The 21,438-nt window shown below is 60.8% G+C and carries 17 protein-coding genes, 2 tRNA genes and 1 pseudogene; 2 read left to right on the top strand and 18 right to left on the bottom strand.

Annotated features, from left to right (window positions below; genetic code table 11):
- Nucleotides 1-71: 71 nt before the first annotated feature.
- From AC30D9_RS15465 to rnr, 10 genes are all read right to left on the bottom strand, one after another.
- Entirely contained in the window at nt 72-533 is a 462-nt protein-coding gene (locus AC30D9_RS15465) for a hypothetical protein (RefSeq protein ID WP_307575880.1), read from the bottom strand.
- Nucleotides 530-1,456 (bottom strand): Ssp4 family T6SS effector, encoded by a 927-nt coding sequence (gene ssp4 / locus AC30D9_RS15460; RefSeq protein WP_307575879.1) that lies wholly within the window; start codon nt 1,454-1,456, stop codon nt 530-532. The genes AC30D9_RS15465 and ssp4 overlap by 4 nt, the downstream gene beginning before the upstream one ends.
- A gap of 308 nt (nt 1,457-1,764) precedes the next feature.
- Nucleotides 1,765-4,065, bottom strand: coding sequence for a YgiQ family radical SAM protein (locus tag AC30D9_RS15455; RefSeq protein ID WP_109752171.1), 2,301 nt, complete (start codon nt 4,063-4,065; stop codon nt 1,765-1,767).
- 207 nt (nt 4,066-4,272) lie between these two features.
- Nucleotides 4,273-5,670 carry a replicative DNA helicase gene (dnaB, locus tag AC30D9_RS15450; protein ID WP_027911801.1) on the bottom strand — a complete coding sequence of 466 codons (1,398 nt, stop codon included), beginning with the start codon at nt 5,668-5,670 and terminating at the stop codon, nt 4,273-4,275.
- Nucleotides 5,671-5,787: 117 nt separating this feature from the next.
- Nucleotides 5,788-6,234 carry a 50S ribosomal protein L9 gene (rplI, locus tag AC30D9_RS15445; RefSeq protein WP_003186385.1) on the bottom strand — a complete coding sequence of 149 codons (447 nt, stop codon included), beginning with the start codon at nt 6,232-6,234 and terminating at the stop codon, nt 5,788-5,790.
- Between the two features lie 18 nt (nt 6,235-6,252).
- Nucleotides 6,253-7,143: a YybS family protein gene (locus AC30D9_RS15440; RefSeq protein ID WP_307575874.1), complete on the bottom strand. Its 891-nt coding sequence runs from the start codon at nt 7,141-7,143 to the stop codon at nt 6,253-6,255.
- A 36-nt stretch (nt 7,144-7,179) separates the two neighbouring features.
- Entirely contained in the window at nt 7,180-7,410 is a 231-nt protein-coding gene (gene rpsR, locus AC30D9_RS15435; RefSeq protein WP_002551829.1) for a 30S ribosomal protein S18, read from the bottom strand.
- Nucleotides 7,411-7,438: 28 nt separating this feature from the next.
- The gene (gene rpsF / locus AC30D9_RS15430; RefSeq protein WP_003186395.1) at nt 7,439-7,867 is read right to left on the bottom strand and encodes a 30S ribosomal protein S6; all 429 of its coding nucleotides are present in this window, start codon (nt 7,865-7,867) and stop codon (nt 7,439-7,441) included.
- Nucleotides 7,868-8,173: 306 nt separating this feature from the next.
- Nucleotides 8,174-8,935 (bottom strand): 23S rRNA (guanosine(2251)-2'-O)-methyltransferase RlmB, encoded by a 762-nt coding sequence (gene rlmB / locus AC30D9_RS15425; protein ID WP_109752169.1) that lies wholly within the window; start codon nt 8,933-8,935, stop codon nt 8,174-8,176.
- Entirely contained in the window at nt 8,932-11,568 is a 2,637-nt protein-coding gene (gene rnr / locus AC30D9_RS15420) for a ribonuclease R (RefSeq protein ID WP_134922633.1), read from the bottom strand. Before rnr ends, rlmB begins: the two co-directional genes overlap by 4 nt.
- A 227-nt stretch (nt 11,569-11,795) precedes the next feature.
- Here rnr and AC30D9_RS15415 point away from each other — a divergent pair.
- Both AC30D9_RS15415 and AC30D9_RS15410 read left to right on the top strand, forming a co-directional pair.
- A tRNA-Leu gene (locus AC30D9_RS15415) sits at nt 11,796-11,882 on the top strand.
- A 177-nt stretch (nt 11,883-12,059) separates the two neighbouring features.
- Nucleotides 12,060-12,146, top strand: a tRNA-Leu gene (locus AC30D9_RS15410).
- A 602-nt stretch (nt 12,147-12,748) separates the two neighbouring features.
- On the opposite strand, the gene AC30D9_RS15405 is transcribed toward AC30D9_RS15410, so the two are convergent.
- The 8 genes and pseudogenes from AC30D9_RS15405 to hfq all read right to left on the bottom strand — a co-directional run bounded on the left by AC30D9_RS15405 (nt 12,749) and on the right by hfq (nt 21,383).
- On the bottom strand, nt 12,749-13,453 hold the full coding sequence (locus AC30D9_RS15405; RefSeq protein ID WP_370873794.1) for a methyl-accepting chemotaxis protein: 705 nt from the start codon (nt 13,451-13,453) through the stop codon (nt 12,749-12,751).
- A gap of 201 nt (nt 13,454-13,654) precedes the next feature.
- A pseudogene (locus tag AC30D9_RS15400) lies at nt 13,655-13,708 on the bottom strand (hypothetical protein); the annotation flags it as partial.
- A gap of 1,125 nt (nt 13,709-14,833) precedes the next feature.
- Nucleotides 14,834-16,126, bottom strand: coding sequence for an adenylosuccinate synthase (locus AC30D9_RS15395; protein ID WP_003186407.1), 1,293 nt, complete (start codon nt 16,124-16,126; stop codon nt 14,834-14,836).
- A gap of 54 nt (nt 16,127-16,180) precedes the next feature.
- Nucleotides 16,181-17,368 carry an ATP phosphoribosyltransferase regulatory subunit gene (locus AC30D9_RS15390; protein WP_109752166.1) on the bottom strand — a complete coding sequence of 396 codons (1,188 nt, stop codon included), beginning with the start codon at nt 17,366-17,368 and terminating at the stop codon, nt 16,181-16,183.
- A gap of 313 nt (nt 17,369-17,681) precedes the next feature.
- Nucleotides 17,682-18,551 carry a protease modulator HflC gene (gene hflC, locus AC30D9_RS15385; RefSeq protein WP_109752165.1) on the bottom strand — a complete coding sequence of 290 codons (870 nt, stop codon included), beginning with the start codon at nt 18,549-18,551 and terminating at the stop codon, nt 17,682-17,684.
- Nucleotides 18,551-19,723, bottom strand: coding sequence for an FtsH protease activity modulator HflK (gene hflK / locus AC30D9_RS15380; protein ID WP_490144338.1), 1,173 nt, complete (start codon nt 19,721-19,723; stop codon nt 18,551-18,553). The genes hflC and hflK overlap by 1 nt, the downstream gene beginning before the upstream one ends.
- Nucleotides 19,724-19,808: 85 nt before the next feature.
- Nucleotides 19,809-21,110, bottom strand: a complete 1,302-nt coding sequence (gene hflX, locus AC30D9_RS15375) for a ribosome rescue GTPase HflX (RefSeq protein WP_134922630.1) — start codon at nt 21,108-21,110, stop codon at nt 19,809-19,811.
- A 12-nt stretch (nt 21,111-21,122) separates the two neighbouring features.
- Nucleotides 21,123-21,383, bottom strand: a complete 261-nt coding sequence (hfq, locus tag AC30D9_RS15370) for an RNA chaperone Hfq (RefSeq protein WP_003186419.1) — start codon at nt 21,381-21,383, stop codon at nt 21,123-21,125.
- Between the last annotated feature and the right edge of the window lie 55 nt (nt 21,384-21,438).

Genomic DNA, 21,438 nt, shown 5'->3' with positions numbered 1-21,438 from the left:
AAAAACGCGCGATGCCCGTATTCATCTGCAAAGCAACGCACATAAATGCGGCGCGGGCAGCGCGAATCGACTCAGCGACGCGGTCGTGGAGTCTTGGCGGCGTGGGTGATGAGCGCGCGTTGGCGGCGGATCTCCACCAGTTTTTTGCGCATTTCCCGGTGGCGTCTGCTGTTGAGCAACAACAGCCCCAGCAGTGGCAACAGCAGCGCGAACAGGTACACCCCCTGATGCGGTCGATAAGCGAGCATCGGCAGCACCGCCACCAGACAGGCCAGGAAATACCCCGCCACCCACCAGACTGCCCAGGCGCGCCCGCGAGCGATCAAGAGGTTGCCCAGGACCAGGACGAGCACCAGGGCCAAAGTGCCGAGCCCGATATAGTCGGTCCTGGCTGACGGCTCCAGGGCGCGCCAATAAGTGGTCCCGGCCAACACAAGCAGCGTCGACCCGGAAAAGCAGCCCAGCAGGATCGTCCCCATGAAAACCGGAAAATAACGGGCGAGGAATTGCTTGAGCGATCCGCCACCGATCATTCCGTGAATTCCTCATACAGGCCGACGGCAACCGTCCTCACGGCGCCCTCGCCGGTATAACTGCCAATGATCCCCAGCGCGCCTCCGAGGGAGTCCTGTATTTGCGTCAGCGTCGCATGCCTGATCTGCGCTGAAGAATAACGTTTGGGCAGGGCCCCCGCGCGTTGCTGCAGCTTGAGTAATTTGGCGGTCAGGCTCGGGTCCTTGAGCGTCAAAAGCTCCTTGGTCAGCTTGCTTCGCTCTTGCCGATTCAAGCCCTTGAGCAACTGATACCAACTCTTTCCCGTGCCAGCCGCTTTGTTGGCCTTGAGCAGTCGGACAGTCGTCAGGGCCGAGCCACCGACACCCACCAGGGAAACCCCATCGAGGATCGGCGTCACGATGTTGTACCAGTCGGCATCATTCATCTCATCGTTGCCAGTCGGATTGGTCAGCTCATTGGCCACCCGCATCCCGCCAATGACGCATTGCGCGGTGCTGGCCGTCGCGGCAGCGGCACCCAGGGCAACGACAAAGGCACTGGCCCCGGCCGTAAAGGGCACCGCGACGCTGCCACTGAACACCACCACCCAGCCAATCACCGCGGCGATACAGGACAATCCGGCATTGGTTGCTTCAAGCCCAAGCTTGGATTCACGCGGGCTGCTTTTTACCTGGTCGATGAACTGCTGCGGCGCGATGTATTTTTTTGCCTCGCGCAGAATGACGCGCTTGGGCGCGATGCTGCAAATCGGCTTGAATTCGCGCAGGGTCACGACGTTGTATTCGGAATCGACATACACCACACCCGCTCCGGCGATGCCAGGATCAGCGTCGATGGCAGCGAACAGGCGTGGCAGGTTGATCTGGCTTTCGATGCGTTTGCGGGCCATGAACTGGGAGAAGCTCAAGTCCATGCCGATGCCCGTTGAAGCGCTGCTCATATGAATCATCCTTGAGAGTCGGAGGGTGAAGTCTTTATCCCCACTGAACCCTGTGGCGAGGGGATTTATCCCCGCAGGGCTGCGCAGCAGCCCTAAAACAGGTTTAACACAATCAGCCTGCCCCACCGAGGCGGCAGATTTTTGGGGCTGCTGCGCAGCCCAGCGGGGATAAATCCCCTCGCCACAAGAGCGGTGTCCGGCTCAACTGGCTGGTATTGGCGGGCGCCACGATAACAAACAGCCAGCACCGTCGCTAGAAAGCAAAACGCCAGCACTCAAGGCTGGCGTTTTACGTTGTCGCTCAAGGATCAGCGTGGCACGACAGGCTTGCGCGCCGGCTTCGGACCTTTGCCCTTGGCGGCGTCCTTGCGTTCCTTGGCGGCCTGCTGGTTACGGGCAAATGCCGCGGCCTTGGCTTGCTCGCGCTTGTCCCACGGGTTGCCGCCGTCACTGGCACGCGGTGGCAGACCGGTGTGCTGGGTCAGGATCTTGGTGGTTTCCTTGCCCACCTTGTGGCTGCCAGCCGGCGTCGAGTTCTTGCGCCGGGCGCTCTGGTAGCTGTCGGTGGCCGGCTGGTGCAACGGAATCAGCTGGTTCTTGCCCGGCCCGATCAGGTCGGCGCGGCCCATGCGGGTCAGCGCCTCACGCAGCATCGGCCAGCCCTTGGGGTCGTGATAGCGCAGGAAGGCCTTGTGCAGGCGGCGCTGCTCCTCGCTCTTGACGATGGTCACCGCGTCGCTCTTGTAGGTGACCTTGCGCAGCGGGTTCTTGCCCGAGTGGTACATGGCGGTCGCGGTAGCCATCGGCGACGGGTAGAACGCCTGCACCTGGTCGGCGCGGAAACCGTTGCTCTTGAGCCACAAGGCCAGGTTCATCATGTCTTCGTCGGTGGTGCCCGGGTGGGCGGCGATGAAGTACGGAATCAGGTACTGCTCCTTCCCGGCTTCCTTGGTGTACTTCTCAAACATCCGCTTGAATTTGTCATAGCTGCCGATGCCCGGCTTCATCATCTGGTTGAGCGGGCCTTCCTCGGTGTGCTCCGGGGCAATCTTCAGATAACCACCAACGTGGTGGGTCACCAGTTCCTTGACGTATTCCGGCGACTCGACCGCCAGGTCGTAACGCAGGCCGGAGGCGATCAGGATCTTCTTCACCCCAGGCAAGGCACGGGCGCTGCGGTACAGCTGGATCAGCGAAGAATGGTCGGTATTGAGGTTCGGGCAGATGCCGGGGAACACGCACGATGGCTTGCGGCACGCGGATTCGATTTCCGGGCTCTTGCAGGCGATGCGGTACATGTTCGCGGTCGGGCCGCCGAGGTCGGAAATAACGCCGGTAAACCCCGGGACCTTGTCGCGGATCTCTTCGATCTCGCGAATGATCGATTCTTCAGAACGGTTCTGGATGATCCGGCCCTCGTGCTCGGTGATCGAGCAGAAGGTACAGCCGCCGAAGCAGCCACGCATGATGTTCACCGAAAAACGGATCATCTCGTAGGCCGGGATCTTTTCCTTGCCATAAGCCGGGTGCGGGACACGTGCGTAAGGCATGCCAAACACGTAGTCCATTTCCTCGGTAGTCATCGGAATGGGCGGCGGGTTGAACCAGACATCGACCTCGCCGTGTTTCTGCACCAGGGCACGGGCGTTGCCCGGGTTGGTTTCCAGGTGAAGTACACGGTTGGCGTGGGCGTACAGCACCGCGTCACCACGAACCTTTTCCACCGATGGCAGGCGAATCACGGTTTTGTCGCGGGTCATCTTCGGGCTCGCCAGGATCTGCACGACCTTGGCTTCGCTCGGATCCTCAACCGGCCCCTTCTCCTGCTCGATGGCGCAAGCAGCAGTGTCCTGGGTATTCACATACGGGTTGATGATCTTGTCGATCTTGCCCGGGCGGTCGATACGCGTGGAATCGACTTCGTACCAGCCTTGCGGGGTGTCGCGACGGATGAACGCCGTGCCGCGCACATCGGTGATGTCTTCGATCTTGTGGCCGTAGGACAGGCGCTGGGCGACTTCGACAATCGCCCGCTCGGCGTTGCCGTAGAGCAGGATGTCGGCGCAGGCGTCGATCAGGATCGAGTTGCGCACCCGGTCCTGCCAGTAATCGTAATGGGCGATACGGCGCAGCGAGGCTTCGATGCCGCCGAGCACGATCGGCACATGCTTGTAGGCTTCCTTGCAGCGCTGGCTGTAGACCAGGCTCGCACGGTCCGGACGCTTGCCCGCCAGGCCACCGGGGGTGTAGGCGTCGTCGGAGCGGATTTTCTTGTCGGCGGTGTAGCGGTTGATCATCGAGTCCATGTTGCCGGCCGCGACGCCGAAAAACAGGTTGGGCTCGCCAAGCTTCATGAAGTCGTCTTTGGACTGCCAGTTCGGCTGGGCAATGATCCCGACGCGAAAGCCCTGGGCTTCCAGCAAACGGCCAATGATCGCCATGCCGAACGACGGGTGATCGACATAGGCATCACCGGTCACGATGATGATGTCGCAGGAATCCCAGCCAAGCTGATCCATCTCCTCCCTGCTCATGGGCAGGAACGGCGCCGGACCGAAACATTCGGCCCAGTACTTGGGATAGTCAAATAACGGCTTGGCTGCTTGCATGTCGATGACCGGTATAAAGGATGAAAAATCGCGGGCGCGGAATATAGCACAAAAATTAACCAATTCCGACGGCTATGGTCGGAAATCGGTGGCGCACCTATCGCGAGCAGGCTCGCTCCCACAGTTGACCGAGTTCCTTCAGGGGGAATGCGATCCAATGTGGGAGCGAGCCTGCTCGCGATGAGGCCGGATCAGACGACGACGAACTTACTCATCGTCATCAAAATTGTAGCTACCCGGCGCCAGGTTCTCGAATCGGGTGTATTTACCGATGAACGCCAGGCGAATGAAGCCGATCGGACCGTTCCGCTGCTTGCCGATGATGATTTCGGCGATGCCCTTGTGTTCCGTCTCAGGGTGATACACCTCGTCGCGGTAGACGAACATGATGACGTCGGCGTCCTGCTCGATCGCTCCGGATTCCCGCAAGTCGGAGTTCACCGGGCGCTTGTTGGGGCGCTGCTCCAGGGAACGGTTCAACTGGGAAAGTGCCACCACCGGGCAGTTGAATTCCTTGGCCAGGGCCTTGAGGGACCGGGAGATTTCGGAAATCTCGTTGGTCCGATTGTCGCCGCTGGAACCGGGGATCTGCATCAATTGCAGGTAGTCGATCATGATCAGCGCGATATCACCGTGCTCACGCACCAGGCGACGGGTTCGGGCGCGCATCTCCGATGGGCTGATACCGGCGGTATCGTCGATGAACAGCTTGCGGTCGTTGAGCAGGTTGACCGCCGATGTCAGGCGCGGCCAATCGTCGTCTTCCAGTTGGCCGGAACGGACCTTGGTCTGGTCGATACGCCCCAGGGACGAGAGCATACGCATGATCAGCGATTCGCCTGGCATCTCGAGGGAGTACACCAGCACGGCCTTGTCGCTGCGCAGCACGGCGTTTTCCACCAGGTTCATCGCAAAGGTGGTCTTACCCATGGACGGACGGCCGGCGACGATGATCAGGTCGGACGGCTGCAGGCCACTGGTCTTCTCGTCGAGGTCGGTGTAGCCGGTGGACAGGCCAGTGATGGCGTTGTCGGTGTTGAACAAGGTATCGATGCGGTCGATGGCCTTGGTCAACAGGTCGTTGACGCTGACCGGGCCGCCGGTTTTCGGCCGAGCCTCGGCGATCTGGAAGATCTGCCGTTCGGCTTCGTCGAGGATCTCGGCGGCGGTGCGGCCTTCCGGGTTGAAGGCGCTGTCGGCGATCTCGGTGCTGATGCCGATCAACTGACGCAACGTCGCCCGTTCGCGGACGATCTGCGCATAGGCCTTGATGTTGGCGACAGACGGCGTGTTTTTCGCCAGTTCGCCCAGGTAACCGAGGCCGCCGACCTGGGATGTCTGCCCTTCCTTGTCCAATTGCTCGGCCAGGGTGACGACGTCGATCGGCATGTTCTGATCGGCCAGCCTGGCGATCGCACGGAAAATCAGGCGGTGGTCATGCCGGTAGAAATCGCCGTCGGAGACTTGATCGAGCACGCGTTCCCAGGCGTTGTTGTCCAGCATCAGGCCACCGAGCACGGCCTGTTCGGCCTCGATGGAATGCGGAGGTACCTTCAGGGCAGCGGTTTGCAGATCGTATTGCTCGGGAGCGGTGATTTCGTTCATGGCCACGTCTGGTTATGAAATTCAGCAATTGCAGAAAGACAAAGGGCACGACCTGTAAACAGGATCGTGCCCGATGTTACCGGCAAGCACCCGAGGGTGCCAGCCGACAGGTGTTGCTTAGGCTGCTACCACGACAACGCGTACGGTGGCTTCAACTTCGGCGTGCAGGTGCACGGCTACGTCGAATTCGCCTACGTTGCGGATGGTGCCGTTCGGCAGACGAACTTCGCTCTTGGCAACTTCAACGCCAGAGGCGGTCAGTGCGTCAGCGATGTCGTGAGTACCGATCGAACCGAACAGCTTGCCTTCGTCGCCAGCGGTGGCAGTGATGGTCACTTCCAGCTCGGCCAGTTGGGCAGCACGGCTTTCAGCCGATGCTTTACGGTCTGCGGCGGCTTTTTCCAGCTCAGCGCGACGCTCTTCGAACGCAGCCAGGTTGGCAGCGGTCGCAGCGGTGGCTTTGCCGAAAGGCAGCAGGTAGTTACGACCGTAGCCGGCCTTAACGTTTACTTTGTCGCCCAGGTTGCCCAGGTTGGCGATTTTTTCCAGAAGGATCAGTTGCATGTGAAAATCCTCTAACTTTTAACCTTCACCGTTCGCGTTGTCGGCGTCTTTCGGCGCCATACGACCGCGAAAATCAATCAGGCTGTCGACGATGGCCATGACCACGAGCAACGGACCGAGCAAGTGCATGAAAGGCAGCAACGTCACGTATATCCCCACCAGCCAGAACGAGGCCAGTCGTTTCTGCGCCACCAGCCCGTGAATCAGGGCCAGGCCGGCGAAGACCAGCGGTACACTGCACAACGGCAACAGGATCAGTGCATGCAGCCCGAAAAACGGAGCCACACACATGACGGCCAGCAGTGACAGCGCCACGCTCTTGGGGAATCGGATGGCGCGAAACTCGCGACCGAAACCACCGGGGTTATACAACGACGCCTGCCAATAGCGCCCAAGAATCAGGCACAGCACGCTAAAGATCTGCAGCGAAGACGCTATCGAGATGATCATCAGCGGAGCGCTCAGTGCGGCGAGAAATGCCTTCTGGTCTGCCGAGAATGTCTCGTAGACCTCACCCATCGCCAGCGGCAGGACGTGTTCGAACGTCTGCGCCAGTGACTCGATGAAGGAACCAAATACAGTCCCCAGGCTCACCGCGCCCAACAACCCCACGGCCACGCTGCACAGCAGCACGCGGTTCCAGGTATGGCCGGCGCGCAAAACCAACGCCAGGCCACTAGCCCCGAGCAACACCAGGAGTGTTGTCGGGTCCTTCAGGAAGTACCAGCTCACCAACGCCGATAACAACCCGACACCCAGGACGCTCAAGGCGTCCGAACCGCGCCGCAGGAGCACAAGGCACCCAGCGGCGGCACTCAACCAGAACAACAGCGGCAATGCCGCGGATCCGGCCACAACCAACGTGGCCTGCACACGTCCCCGCATGATGAAGTCAGCTAAGGCGCGCATGCATTCAATCCCTTACTACTCGTCGACTGCCCGGTCTCAGCGGCCGTGGCTGTCGGTGTAGGCCAGCAGGGCCAGGAAGCGGGCGCGCTTGATAGCGGTGGCCAGCTGACGCTGATAACGAGCTTTGGTACCGGTGATACGGCTTGGAACGATTTTGCCGGTCTCGGATACGTAGGCTTTCAGAGTGTTGAGATCTTTGTAATCGATCTCTTTCACGTCTTCAGCGGTGAAGCGGCAGAATTTACGACGACGGAAGAAACGTGCCATGTGATTGGCTCCTTAAAAGGTCCGTGGATTACTCGTCAGCGTTATCGCTGTTGTCGCTGTCGCTATCGCTGTCATCGCCATCGGCGCTGTCAGAGTGCTCAGGACGGTCGCGACGCTCACGGCGCTCACTGCGGTTTTCTTCAGCCTTGAGCATCTCGGATTGGCCGGTGACGGCTTCTTCGCGACGGATGACCAGGTTACGGATCACTGCATCGTTGTAGCGGAAGTTGTCTTCCAGCTCGGCCAGGGCCTTGCCAGTGCATTCAACGTTCAGCATCACGTAGTGAGCCTTGTGAACATTGTTGATTGCGTAGGCCAGTTGACGACGGCCCCAATCTTCCAGACGGTGGATTTTGCCGCCGTCTTCTTCGATCAGCTTGGTGTAACGCTCAACCATGCCGCCGACTTGCTCGCTTTGATCCGGGTGGACCAAAAAGATGATTTCGTAATGACGCATGAATGCTCCTTACGGGTTGTAGCCTGCCGCTCAAAAACGGTCAGACAAGGAGTGAATGACACTTATGGACTTGTGGACGCTAGACACATAAGTGCCTGCCATCACAGCAAGGGGCGCAATTGTAGAGAAGGGTCGAGGGAGGCGCAAGGTAATTGGCGATTATTTGAACAGCCGCCGATCCTCACCTCAACACAAACAATGTGGGAGCGGGCTTGCTCGCGAAAGCGGTCCGACATTCAGCCTATTTGCCGAATGACACTCCGCTTTCGCGAGCAAGCCCGCTCCCACAATTGATTTGCGTCTGGCTTAAGGCTTTTTGGCGACAGCCTTGACGCTACGCTGGCGCAGCGCTTCGAACAGGCACACCCCAGTCGCCACCGAGACGTTGAGGCTGCTGACGCTGCCAGCCATCGGCAACTTGACCAGGTAATCGCAATGCTCGCGGGTCAGGCGGCGCATGCCCTTGCCTTCGGCCCCCATGATCAGGATCGTCGGGCCGGTCAGGTCCTGGTCATAGATGCTGACCTCGGCCTCGCCCGCCGTGCCGACTACCCACAGACCGCGCTGCTGGAGTTTTTCCAGGGTGCGCGCCAGGTTGGTCACCGCCACCAACGGAATCACTTCTGCGGCGCCGCAGGCGACTTTACGCACCACTGGCGTCAAGGTGGCCGACTTGTCCTTGGGCACGATCACCGCCAACGCACCGGCGGCATCTGCCGAACGCAGGCAGGCGCCCAGGTTGTGTGGGTCGGTCACGCCATCGAGCACCAGCAGCAAGGGCGCGCCCTCGGTGCGATCGAGCAGTTCGTCGAGCATCGCTTCGCCCCAGACCTGGCTCGGGCTGACCTCGGCCACGACGCCCTGGTGCACGCCTTCGACCCAGGCATCCATCTCGCGCCGTTCGGCCTGGCCGACCGCGACGCGGCTTTCGTTGGCGAGTTCGACCAGGGTCTGGACCCGCGGATCGCTACGGCCTTCCGCCAACCAGATCTGCTTGACCCGCTTGGGGTGATGACGCAACAACGCTTCCACGGCATGCACGCCGTAGATTTTTTCCAACTGACTCATGACTTGGCCTTGGGTTTACGCGCCCCGCCGCTCTTGGCAGGGGCTGAGCCCGCTTTCGGCGGGCCTTTACGGTGCTTGCTCGGCTTGCTCGACGACTTTTCCGCCCCGTGGGACTTTCCCCCAGACGCCGCTTTACCACCGCTTTTGGCTTCGTTGAGCAACTGCTGCTTCAACTCGCGGCTCCTGCGCAGTTCGGCATTCTTCGCCGCTGCGTCGCTGGGGCGGTAGGCTTCGGGAGCCTTGTCCTTGACGGAAGAACGACGACCGGCCTTGGCTGGCTCAGGCTCTGCGGTCTTGGCAGGAGCACCTTTACCTTTGCCCTTGGTCGCAGGCGCTGCGGTCTCGCCGCCACGCTTTTTACGGCCAGTCGGTGCTTCGGCGGGCTTGTCAGACATTCCGAAGTCGATCTTGCGCTCATCGAGGTCGACGCGCATGACCTGCACTTCCACGGTGTCGCCCAGACGGAAGCTGCGGCCGGTGCGCTCGCCCGCCAGGCGGTGGTGCACAGGATCAAAGTGATAGTAATCACCCGGCAAGGCGGTGACGTGCACCAAGCCCTCGACGTAGATGTCGGTCAGTTCGACAAACAAACCAAAGCCGGTCACCGCCGTGATCACGCCTGGGAACGACTCGCCCACGCGGTCTTTCATGAACTCGCACTTGAGCCAGTTCACCACGTCACGCGTGGCTTCGTCGGCGCGGCGCTCGCTCATGGAGCATTGCTCGCCCAACTGTTCCAGGGCCGCTTCGTCGTACGGATAGATCCGTGCCTTCGGAATGGTCATGGCACCGGCGCGCTTGACGTGCGGGGTGTTCTGCTTGGAATGGATCACGCTGCGGATCGCGCGGTGCGTGAGCAGGTCCGGATAACGGCGGATCGGCGAGGTGAAGTGGGTGTACGCCTCGTAATTCAGACCAAAGTGGCCCTGGTTGTCGGCGCTGTACACCGCCTGGCTCAGCGAGCGCAGCATCACCGTCTGGATCACATGGTAATCCGGGCGGTCCTTGATGCTGGCCAGCAGCGCCTGGTAGTCCTTCGGCGTCGGGCCGTCCTTGCCCTTGTGCAGGGACAGGCCGAGCTCGCCGAGGAAAGCGCGCAGTTTTTCCAGGCGCTCCGGCGGCGGACCGTCGTGCACGCGATACAAGGCGGGAATCTCGTGCTTCTTGAGGAACTCCGCAGTGGCCACGTTGGCCGCCAGCATGCACTCTTCGATCAGCTTGTGCGCATCGTTACGGGTCGTCGGGGTGATTGCGGCGATCTTGCGCTCGGAACCGAAGACAATCCGGGTTTCCTGGGTCTCGAAATCGATCGCGCCACGCACGTGACGGGCACCCAGCAACACCTTGTACAGCGAGTACAACTGCTTGAGGTGCGGCACCACGCCAGCGTATTCGGCACGCAGCGCCTTGGCTTCACTGCTCTTCGGCGTCTCCAGGATGGTGCTGACCTTGTTGTAGGTCAGACGCGCCTGAGAGTGGATCACCGCTTCGTAGAACTGGTAGTCGGTCATTTCGCCGGTCTTGGAGATGGTCATCTCGCAAACCATGGCCAAACGGTCGACTTTCGGATTCAACGAACACAGGCCGTTGGACAACTGCTCAGGCAGCATCGGGATCACGCGTTCAGGGAAATACACGGAGTTGCCGCGCACCTGGGCTTCGTTATCCAGGGCCGAACCGATCTTCACGTAGCTGGACACGTCGGCAATCGCGACGAACAGCTTCCAGCCACCGGAGAACAGGCGCAGCTTGCCGGGCTTGGCTTCGCAGTAGACCGCATCGTCGAAGTCGCGGGCATCTTCGCCGTCGATGGTGACGAACGGTAGATGGCGCAGGTCGATGCGTTTTTCTTTGTCTTTCTCTTCGACTTCCGGCTTGAGCTTGGCGGCTTCCTTGAGCACTGCCTCGGGCCAGACGTGAGGAATGTCGTAGGTGCGCAGCGCAACGTCGATTTCCATGCCCGGCGCCATGTAGTTGCCGACCACTTCGACGATATCGCCCTGTGGCTGGAAGCGCGCAGTTGGCCAATGGGTGATTTTCACCTCGACGAACTGACCCACCTTGGCCGCGCCATTACGACCCGGGGTAATCAGCACTTCCTGCTGGACCTTCGGGTTATCCGGCACAACAAAACCGATGCCGCCTTCTTCGAAGTAACGGCCTACGATGCTTTCATGGGCACGGGACACCACTTCGACGATCACGCCTTCACGACGACCGCGGCGGTCCAGACCGGACACGCGGGCCAGGGCCCTGTCACCATCGAACACCAGGCGCATTTGCGCCGGGCTCATGAACAGGTCGTCGCTACCGTCGTCCGGGATCAGGAAACCGAAGCCGTCACGGTGGCCGGCGATGCGGCCCAGGATCAGGTCGAGCTTGTCCACCGGCGCATAGGTACCGCGCCGGGTGTAGATCAGTTGAGCATCGCGCTCCATGGCGCGCAGACGGCGGCGCAGGGCTTCGAGCTGGTCCTCGGTGGTCAGACCGAACTCTTCGACCAACTGTTCGCGGCTAGCAGGCGAACCCCGATCGGCGAGATGCGCCAGGATCAGTTCGCGACTAGGAATAGGGTTTTCATATTTTTCCGCTTCACGAGCGGCCTCGGGATCGAGGGACTGCCAATCGGCCATTAGAGAGTTTTCACCTTGTCTATATGCGGGTTAGTTTGGCATAGGCTTAATGAAACGGGAAATTTCAAACATGCAATGGCTTTTCCAGATCGATTTGGCCTGCCTTTGAAGCCCCGGAAAAGCACCGCTCGTGAAATTTAGCGGTTTTTTTCTCAGGAGGGGTTTACAGTTAAAAACACGCTCCGTATAGTGCGCGCCATCGACGACGTACACACGTTGCCGATACTGCCCAGATGGTGAAATTGGTAGACACGCCAGCTTCAGGTGCTGGTGACCGCAAGGTCGTGGAAGTTCGAGTCTTCTTCTGGGCACCAATTTCGAGCAACAGGTCAATGACCTGCAAGCCCAACAAAAACCCGCGAAAGCGGGTTTTTGCATTTCTACCCCCCTGGAATTGCGTTTGGCAATTACTAAAACAAAAACAGGGGTTTACAGATCAAAACGCGCTCCGTATAGTGCGCCACATCAACAGCGGCAACGCTGAAGATGCTGCCCAGATGGTGAAATTGGTAGACACGCCAGCTTCAGGTGCTGGTGACCGCAAGGTCGTGGAAGTTCGAGTCTTCTTCTGGGCACCAATTCAAGCTTCAAGGTCACGACCTTGAACCTCACAGAAACCCGCGAAAGCGGGTTTTTGCGTTTCTACCATCTGAACCTTTGCTCCCCTGGAGGACAAAGCCCTCCCCGACCGAACCAGGCCTGATGGAGGCACGACCGGAGAGACAGGTCGGCCGTAAGGCCGCCTCGAGCAAGCTTTGCTCCCACAAAATCTGATTGGTGTACCACCGGGAAGAACCAGGTCGGCTGTCAGGCCGCCTCGTGGTGGGGTGGACGTTGATCTCGGCGCCCCGTTAACCACGCTGGCCGAACGCAGGCATTGCGTAGTGGGCATCCCGGCATGGATGCCGGGATAGCCGCGCTGGACCATGGATGGTCCTTCGCGGCGGGCCCACGGAGCAATGCCGGAGTGAGGGCACACCGAGCCTAGGCGAGGTGCCGAGTGGTGGGGCATGAGCGCTTTGGTTACTTTCGCCTGGGCCGGCATTCCGGCTTTTCGAAAGTGACCCGCCGTAAGGGCGGAACCCTAAGCGGCCGTTACCGCAGAAATGGATATGTACTCAATCAAAGCAAGCTCGCTCCCACACAGGTTTTGGTCGCGCATAAGCCTGCGCAAACCCGATCAGGCCCTGAACTGCCCCAAACTCGCCTTCAACTGCGCCGCCAAACTATCCAGCACTTTACCGCTGGCCGTAGTCTCGACCACAGCCTGGGCCGCTTTCTCAGCCTGGGCGTGAATGGTCTCCACCCGCCCACGCACTGCTTGCGCACCCTGGGCCTGATGGGCCGCCGCTTGAGTCGCCAGGCCAATCGCCGCATGCACCTGCTCTACAGAGGCCTGCACCGACTGCTGCAACCGCGCGCTGTCTCGCAGCACCAACAACCCCTCGCTGGCCTGGCGCCCAGCCTGGCCAATCGCAGCCACGGCCTCGCGAGCCCCCTGCTGCAAGGCCACGATATGCGCCTGTATATCGCCCGTCGAGCTTTGGGTCTTGCTCGCCAATGCCCGCACCTCATCCGCCACCACGGCAAACCCGCGCCCGGTTTCCCCTGCCCGCGCCGCCTCGATGGCCGCGTTCAAGGCCAGCAAGTTAGTCTGCTCGGCGATGCCATGGATCACCGTCAACACCACTTCGATCTGCTCGCTTTGCTGCGCCAGCCGCTCGATCACTTTCGCCCCTGTGTCCACCTGCCCAGCCAGCGCCTCGATCAAGCCACTGACCTTGGCCGAAGTGCGGGTGTTTTCATCGGTGGCCTGGCGAATCTCTACGACCTGCTGCAAAGCCGCCTGCATCGCCTGGCTTTCCGACTGAGCTTCATCAGCCATTTGCGACAGTGCACGCAGACTCTCGGCCACTTCATCACGCTGCATCCCGGCCGCCGCGTCGGCACCGGAGTTACGCAAGGTCATCGCACCGATTTCCACACCGGTACGCTGGGCCACATCACCCGCCTCGCGCACGATGGGCTGCAACTTATCCACAAAGCGATTGACCGCCGAAGCCATGTCGCCGATTTCGTCCTTGCTGTTGATTTGCACGCGCTTGGTCAGGTCACCCTCGCCCGCCGCCAGGTCGTTCATGGCCGCGATCAGCAGCTTCAAGCGATTGACCACCCGACGCCCCAGCACCACAGCCAGCAGCGCCAGCACGCCAAAGCCCACCAGCGCCAAGCCCAGGCCGATGCGCCAGCGCAGGGTAGCCGCAGCTTCCTGCACGGTGGTGGCGGTGTTGGTCTGCATCTGCGTGGCGGTGGCCTGGGCCGACTCCAGGCGACCACGCATGGCGGTGGCGCTGTCGGCTGCCGCCCCCTTGAGGCTGTCGCCGACCAACTGGTCGCTGCTGGCGATCAAGGCCGAGAAGCGCTGGTCCAGCGCCTTCAGATCGGTTTCAACGGCAGCCGTGGAAACCCCCATCAATACTTTGCCGATCTCCACGCCGTTGGGATTGATCGACGCTTCAAGGTAATACACGGAAGGGTCGTTCTTCGCCGCATCCAGCACCTTGTCCAATGCCCGCTCGCCCTTGCCTTTTTCCAGCAGCGCCTTGTTGATCGGGTTTTCCCGGTTCAGGTAGCGGGTGAGGTGCTCACCATTCGCGTCGTCATAAATGACAAACAGCACATTGGGATTGCGCTGGGCCCGACGGGCGAATTCGGAGAGCGTGGGCACGTCGCTGTCCCACATGGCGCGAGGAGCGACGGAAGCCAGGAGTTGCGCCATATCATTGGCGGAATCCCTCAAGTCCTTCTCCAGTGTCCCACGCAGTTGCGCCTGCTCATCCTTCAGGCGAGCCGACAACCCGGCGTTGAGCCGCTGGCGGGTATTGGCAGAAAGACTATCCAGGCTCGACGTGACTTCACGCCCCGCCTGCTCCAGCTCGCCGGAAAGCTTCTGGCTGTCAGCCCCCAGCCGCGCACCGAGGTCGGCTTCTAGCGCCGTGACCGTGCTTCGGGTCAGCGCAACGGCCACCAGTACCTGCACCAAAAGGGCGATACCGAGGGTAATGAACACAGGCCGCAACAAACGGCTTTGTAACAGTGAGAGAACGGCCGACACGTGAAATCCCTCTACCAAACGCCATTAATTTGATGGCACTTATGGAAGCGGTGCCTTAATGAAGATGCATAGCAAGTGTCGTGCCGTGCGGCAACCAGAAACGACAAAGGACCCAAACGAGGGTCCTTTGTGTTTTACATCAATGACTTATCAGGCAAACGGATGACGCAGAACGATGGTTTCGTTGCGGTCCGGCCCCGTCGAAATAATGTCGATCGGCGCACCGACCAACTCTTCGACGCGCTTGATGTAGTTGCGAGCCGCTACAGGCAGTTCCTCCAGGGTCTTGGCACCCACGGTCGATTCAGTCCAGCCAGGCATCTGCTCGTACACCGGCTCCAGGCCAATGTAGCTGTCGGCGTCGGTCGGAGCGTCGATGACGGCGCCGTCCTGGTTCTTGTAGCCCACACAGATGTTGATGGTTTCCAGGCCGTCCAGCACGTCCAGCTTGGTCAGGCACAGGCCCGAGATGCTGTTGACGTCGATGGCGCGACGCAGGATGACGGCATCGAACCAGCCGCAACGACGGGCACGGCCAGTGGTAGCACCGAACTCGTGGCCACGCTTGGCCAGGAAGGCACCAACGTCGTCGAACAGCTCAGTCGGGAACGGACCGGAACCCACGCGAGTGGTGTAGGCCTTGGTGATGCCCAGGATGTAGTCCAGGTACATCGGGCCGAACCCCGAACCGGTGGCGATGCCGCCGGCGGTGGTGTTGGAGCTGGTGACGTACGGGTAGGTGCCGTGGTCGATGTCCAGCAACGAACCCTGGGCACCTTCGAACATGATGTCCTTGCCGGCACGACGCAGCTCGTGCAGTTCGGCAGTGACGTCGAGCATCATCGGCTTGAGCAGCTCGGCGTACTCCATGCACTCGTCCAGGGTTTTCTGGAAGTCGATGGCCGGCTCTTTGTAGTAATTGACCAGGACAAAGTTGTGGTAGTCCAGCAACTCGCCCAGCTTGGCGGCGAAACGCTCACGGTGGAACAGGTCACCGATGCGCAGGCCACGACGGGCCACCTTGTCTTCGTAGGCCGGGCCGATGCCGCGACCGGTGGTGCCGATCTTCAGCTCGCCACGGGCCTTTTCACGGGCCTGGTCCAGCGCAACATGATAGGACAGGATCAGCGGGCAGGACGGGCTGATACGCAGGCGCTCGCGCACCGGTACACCTTTTTCTTCCAGCTTGATGATTTCCCGCAGCAAGGCGTCGGGAGCAACCACCACACCGTTGCCGATCAGGCACTGGACGCCTTCGCGCAGCACGCCCGAGGGGATCAGGTGCAGGACGGTTTTTTCACCGTCGATCACCAAGGTGTGACCTGCGTTGTGGCCACCCTGGTAGCGCACTACGGCGGCAGCATGTTCGGTCAGCAGATCAACGATCTTGCCTTTGCCCTCATCACCCCACTGGGTGCCCAGGACTACGACATTCTTACCCATAACACTTGTCCTCATTCGCGCAAACTTGGTGCCGGCCGCGGCCGGCAGGAAAACTCAAGAAGCCAGCGGCAATACTTGCCAAAGCCCGTTCTGCTGAATCAATTGCCGGTCGCAGTCCGCTTCACGGGCGGCGGCCAATGGTTGCCCAGGCAAGGCCTGGACGACACGCTGACCCTCACTGCGCAACTGGCAGACTGCTTGCCAGAGTGCCGCATCCGTACTGTCAGGCATCCAGATACCGCCAGACGGTAGCTCGACTTCAGCACGCCCCAGGGTCACCAGGGTTTTCAAATCGGTAGAGAAACCGGTCGCCGGACGGGCACGACCGAAGTCGGCACCTATGTCGTCATAACGGCCGCCCTGGGCGATGGACTGGCCCACGCCCGGGACGAACACGGCGAATACCACGCCGGTGTGGTAGTGATAACCGCGCAACTCACCCAGGTCGAAATACAGCGACAACTCAGGGAAGCGCACCGACAGACGCTCGGCAATCGCCAGCAAGTCGTCCAGCGCCGCCAATACAGGCGCCGGCGCACGAGCCAGGCGCTCACGGGCAGCGGTCAATACCTCACGTCCGCCACACAGGTCCACCAGCGCCCGCAGCATGTCCGACAGATCGGCCGGCAGGCCCTCTGTCAGGCTGATGACTTCGTCGATGGCCTTGCGTTGCAGGGCATCGAACAACTGTTGCTCCACTTCGCCGGACAAACCGGCCGCACGCGCCAGGCCGCGATAGATGCCGACATGCCCCAGGTCCATGTGGACATCCGGCACATCAGCCAGTTGCAGCATGGCCAACATCAGGCTGATGACTTCTACGTCGCTGCTCGGGCTGGCGTCGCCATACAACTCGGCGCCCAGTTGGATCGGGCTGCGTGAAGACGACAAGGCACGCGGCTGGGCATGCAGCACACTGCCGGCGTAGCACAGGCGGCTCGGACCTTCGCGGCGCAGGGTGTGGGCATCGATGCGCGCCACCTGCGGCGTGATGTCCGCACGAAAACCCATCTGCCGGCCCGACTGCGGGTCGATAACCTTGAAGGTGCGCAGGTCCAGGTCCTGGCCCGCACCGGTGAGCAGGGATTCCAGGTACTCGATATGCGGGGTGACGACGAACTCGTAACCCCAACTCTGGAACAGATCCAACACCTGCCGACGCGCTACTTCGATACGCGCAGCTTCCGGTGGCAGTACTTCTTCGATGCCATCTGGCAGCAGCCAGCGGTCTACCGTTGCCATTACGCCATTCCCCTATGGTCCGGGCGGCCAGCCCTCGGGCAAGCCTTGAGTGAAGCAGAAAACGCCTGGCCCACACGCAAAACACGCGCATGAGCGACGTGACGAATGGCCCGCAATCGGCCTCGCCCAGCGCTTTCCTCGAAAAACCTGTCGAGTCGTTCAACCCGACGCCTGCAACCAAAACCGCAATCAAACGTGCAGACGCAAAAAAGCCGGGAATTTCCCGGCTGCCGCATCATACACACGTTTTCCCAAAGGATCACCCCGCCCGACGCTTTAGCCGCCGGGCGGAGTGTCTCAGGTCAACGTCGCATCAAGGCTTGGACTTTTCCAGGTAGTGGAAGAAGTCGCTGCTTGGGTCCAGGACCAGGACGTCGGATTTGTTCGCGAAGCTTTCACGGTAGGCACGCAGGCTACGATAGAACGCGTAGAACTCCTGATCCTGACCGTAGGCCTTGGCATAGATCGAAGCGGCCTGGGCATCACCATCACCACGGACCTCTTCCGATTCACGATAGGCTTCGGCCAGCAGCACACGGCGTTGACGATCGGCGTCGGCACGGATGCCTTCGGCCAGCTCGTTACCCTTGGCACGGTGCTCGCGGGCTTCACGCTCACGCTCGGTGCTCATGCGCTCGAACACGCTGCGGTTCACTTCCTTCGGCAGGTCGATGGCCTTGACCCGGACATCGACCACTTCGATACCCAGCTCTTTTTCCGCCATCGAGTTCAGCGAACGGGTGATGTCGGCCATGAGCGCATCACGCTCACCGGACACCACTTCATGCAATGTGCGCTTACCGAACTGGTCCCGCAGGCCCGATTCCAGGCGACGGGACAAGCGCTCGTCGGCGATCTGCTTCAAACCCGAGGTCGCGGTGTAGAAGCGCTCGGCATCCTTCACGCGCCACTTGGCATAGGCGTCGACCATCACGGCTTTCTTTTCCAGCGTCAGGAAGCGTTGCGTCGGTGCGTCCAGCGTCATCAGGCGGGCGTCGAACTTGCGCACCTTGTTGACGTACGGCACCTTCACATGCAGCCCCGGCTGGACATCAGCCTGGACCACGCGACCGAATTGCAGCAACACCGCACGCTCGGTCTGAGCCACGATGTAGAAGCAGTTCCAGGCAGCGATCGCCACGACGACACCGACAATAAGGGCGATCAGCGATTTATTGCTCATCAGCGACTCTCCCTGGTACGTGCTTGCTGTTGCTGCAGATCCGCCGCCGCACGAGCGTTGGCTTCATTGGTGGCGGCCGCCGAACTGGTCGCTGGCACGCTGGTGTTGCGACCGCTCTCGACCATCTTGTCCAGTGGCAGGTACAGCAGATTGCTCTGGCCGTTCTTGTTGCCGGTCACGAGGACCTTGCTGGTGTTGCTGAAGACTTCCTGCATGGTGTCCAGGTACAGACGCTGGCGGGTCACTTCAGGGGCCTTGCGATACTCGGCCACCAGCTTGGTGAAGCGATCAGCCTCACCCTTGGCGCGGGAGACCACTTCGTCGCGATAACCGTTGGCATCCTCGATGATGCGCTGGGCCTGGCCACGGGCTTCCGGCACGACGCCGTTGGCATAGGTTTCGGCCTGGTTACGCGAACGCTGCTCGTCTTCACGGGCACGGATCACGTCGTCGAAGGCTTCCTGGACCTCACGCGGTGCCGCTGCGCTCTGGACGTTGACCTGGGTCACGGTGATACCGGTGCGATAGGTATCGAGGAACCGTTGCAGGCGCTCCTTGATTTCGCTGGCCATCAGTTCACGACCTTCAGTCAGCACCTGGTCCATGGCGGTGGAACCCACCACATGGCGCAAGGCGCTTTCGGTCGCGTGCTGCAGGCTGATTTCCGGCTGGTCGACGTTCAGCACGAAGTCCTGCAGGTTGGTGATCTTGTATTGCACGGTCAGCGGCACTTCGACGATGTTCTCGTCTTCGGTCAGCATCTGGCCCTGCTTGGTATACGCCCGCTCACGCGTGACGTTTTCCATGTACTTCTGGTCGATCGGCGGGAAATAGATGTTCAGGCCCGGGCCAACCGTCTCGTAGTACTTGCCGAAGCGCAGCACCACGGCCTGCTCCTGCTCGTCCACGACATAGACCGCGCTGTATAGCCAGACAGCCGCCAGCACGACGAGGCCGATGCCGAGCAGGCCGAAACCGCCGCCCTTGCCCGGACGACCACCACCCTCGTCACCGCGTTTTTTACCACCACCGAACAAACCGTTCAGGCTTTCCTGCAGCTTTCGGAAGGCCTCGTCGAGATCCGGCGGCCCCTTGCGGTCGCCGTTGTTACGACGCTTGCCACCCCAAGGATCCTGATTATTCGAGTTGCCACCCGGCTCATTCCAAGCCATAGCGCTCTCCATCTGATAAAGCAAAGACGCACCCACGGCGCGCCGACCAATGCTACAGAATGCCTGACACAGCTTTCTCAGGCTTTTATTGCAAAGTGTGTTGCTCGATGAATTCCATCGGTTGCAGCCCTTCGCGGCTGACCAGCCGGTTGAGCTCCGACCGAGGCAGGCGAACAGCCAGCAGGCAGACGCCTTCGTCGTCGTGTTCTTCTTTTTGCACGGCCCCCAGCTCGAAAAACTGCGCACGCAGCCGGGCGAAACGTTGCGGCAACTTCAGGGTGCCGACAAACAGATCGTTGCCCAACAGCTCGGCCACGGCCTGCTTGAGCAGGTCCAGGCCGGTGCCATCACGGGCCGACAGCCAGACCCTTTGCGGCTTGCCATCGGCATCGCGCTGGATCTGCGGCTCCACGCCTTCGAGCAAATCGAGTTTGTTGTATACCTCGAGGATCGGCAAGTCCTGGGCTCCGATCTCGCCCAGCACCACCATCACCTGCTCGATCTGCAGCATCCGGTCCGGTTCGGCGGCATCGATCACGTGCAGCAGCAGGTCGGAGTTGCTCGACTCTTCGAGCGTAGCCCGGAAAGCCTCGACCAGCTTGTGCGGCAGGTGACGGATGAAGCCTACGGTGTCGGCCAGCACGATCGGCCCGAGGTCGTCCAGGTCGAGCCGGCGCAGGGTCGGGTCGAGCGTGGCGAACAACTGGTCGGCGGCGTAGACGTCGGATTGGGTGACGTTATTGAACAGAGTCGATTTGCCGGCGTTGGTATAGCCCACCAGTGAAACCGTCGGGATATCTGCGCGCTTGCGGCCGCGTCGCGACTGCTCGCGCTGGCTGCGGACCTTTTCCAGACGCCCCTTGATCTGGCGCAGGCGAACCCGCAACAGGCGCCGGTCGGTTTCCAGCTGGGTTTCACCCGGGCCGCGCAGGCCGATACCGCCCTTCTGCCGCTCAAGGTGGGTCCAGCCGCGAACCAGCCGCGTACTCATGTGCTCAAGCTGGGCCAGTTCGACCTGGAGCTTGCCTTCATGGGTGCGGGCGCGTTGGGCGAAGATATCGAGGATCAACCCCGTACGGTCGATCACGCGACACTCGAAGACACGTTCGAGGTTACGTTCCTGACTGGGCGTGAGGATGTGATTGAAAATCACCAGGTCGACCTGCTCGGCCTTGACCAGGTCGCGCAACTCCTCGACCTTGCCACTGCCGATCAGGAACTTGGCGGTTGGCCGATGACGCGGCACGCTGAAAAACGCGACGGTCTCGGCGCCGGCCGAAAGTGCCAATTCCTGAAACTCCTGCGGATCTTCGCGCGCCTCAGGGTCCTGTCCATCCAAGTGAACGAGAATGGCCCGTTCACCACCACCGTGGCGCTCAAAGAACAAAGGAGGCTCCTATCAGGCGTTACCCGGTTCAGCGTCACCGCCTTCGGATTCGGTTGCGCTAGGCAGACGAATTGGACGAACTGGCACTACTGTAGAGATCGCGTGCTTGTAGACCATCTGGCTGACGGTGTTTTTCAGAAGGATGACGAACTGGTCGAAAGACTCGATCGTGCCTTGCAGTTTGATCCCGTTGACCAGATAGATGGACACCCCAACTTTCTCTTTACGTAAAGTGTTCAAGTAAGGGTCTTGTAGCGAATGCCCTTTTGACATGTGCCGCACTCCTTTAAGGATCAATTATAAAAATCGGAATCAGATGGCTTGGGCC

Source organism: Pseudomonas sp. DF11, from assembly GCF_058148565.1.
The sequence above is the reverse complement of the archived record's forward strand: the minus strand, read 5'-3'. Positions and strand labels throughout refer to the sequence as shown.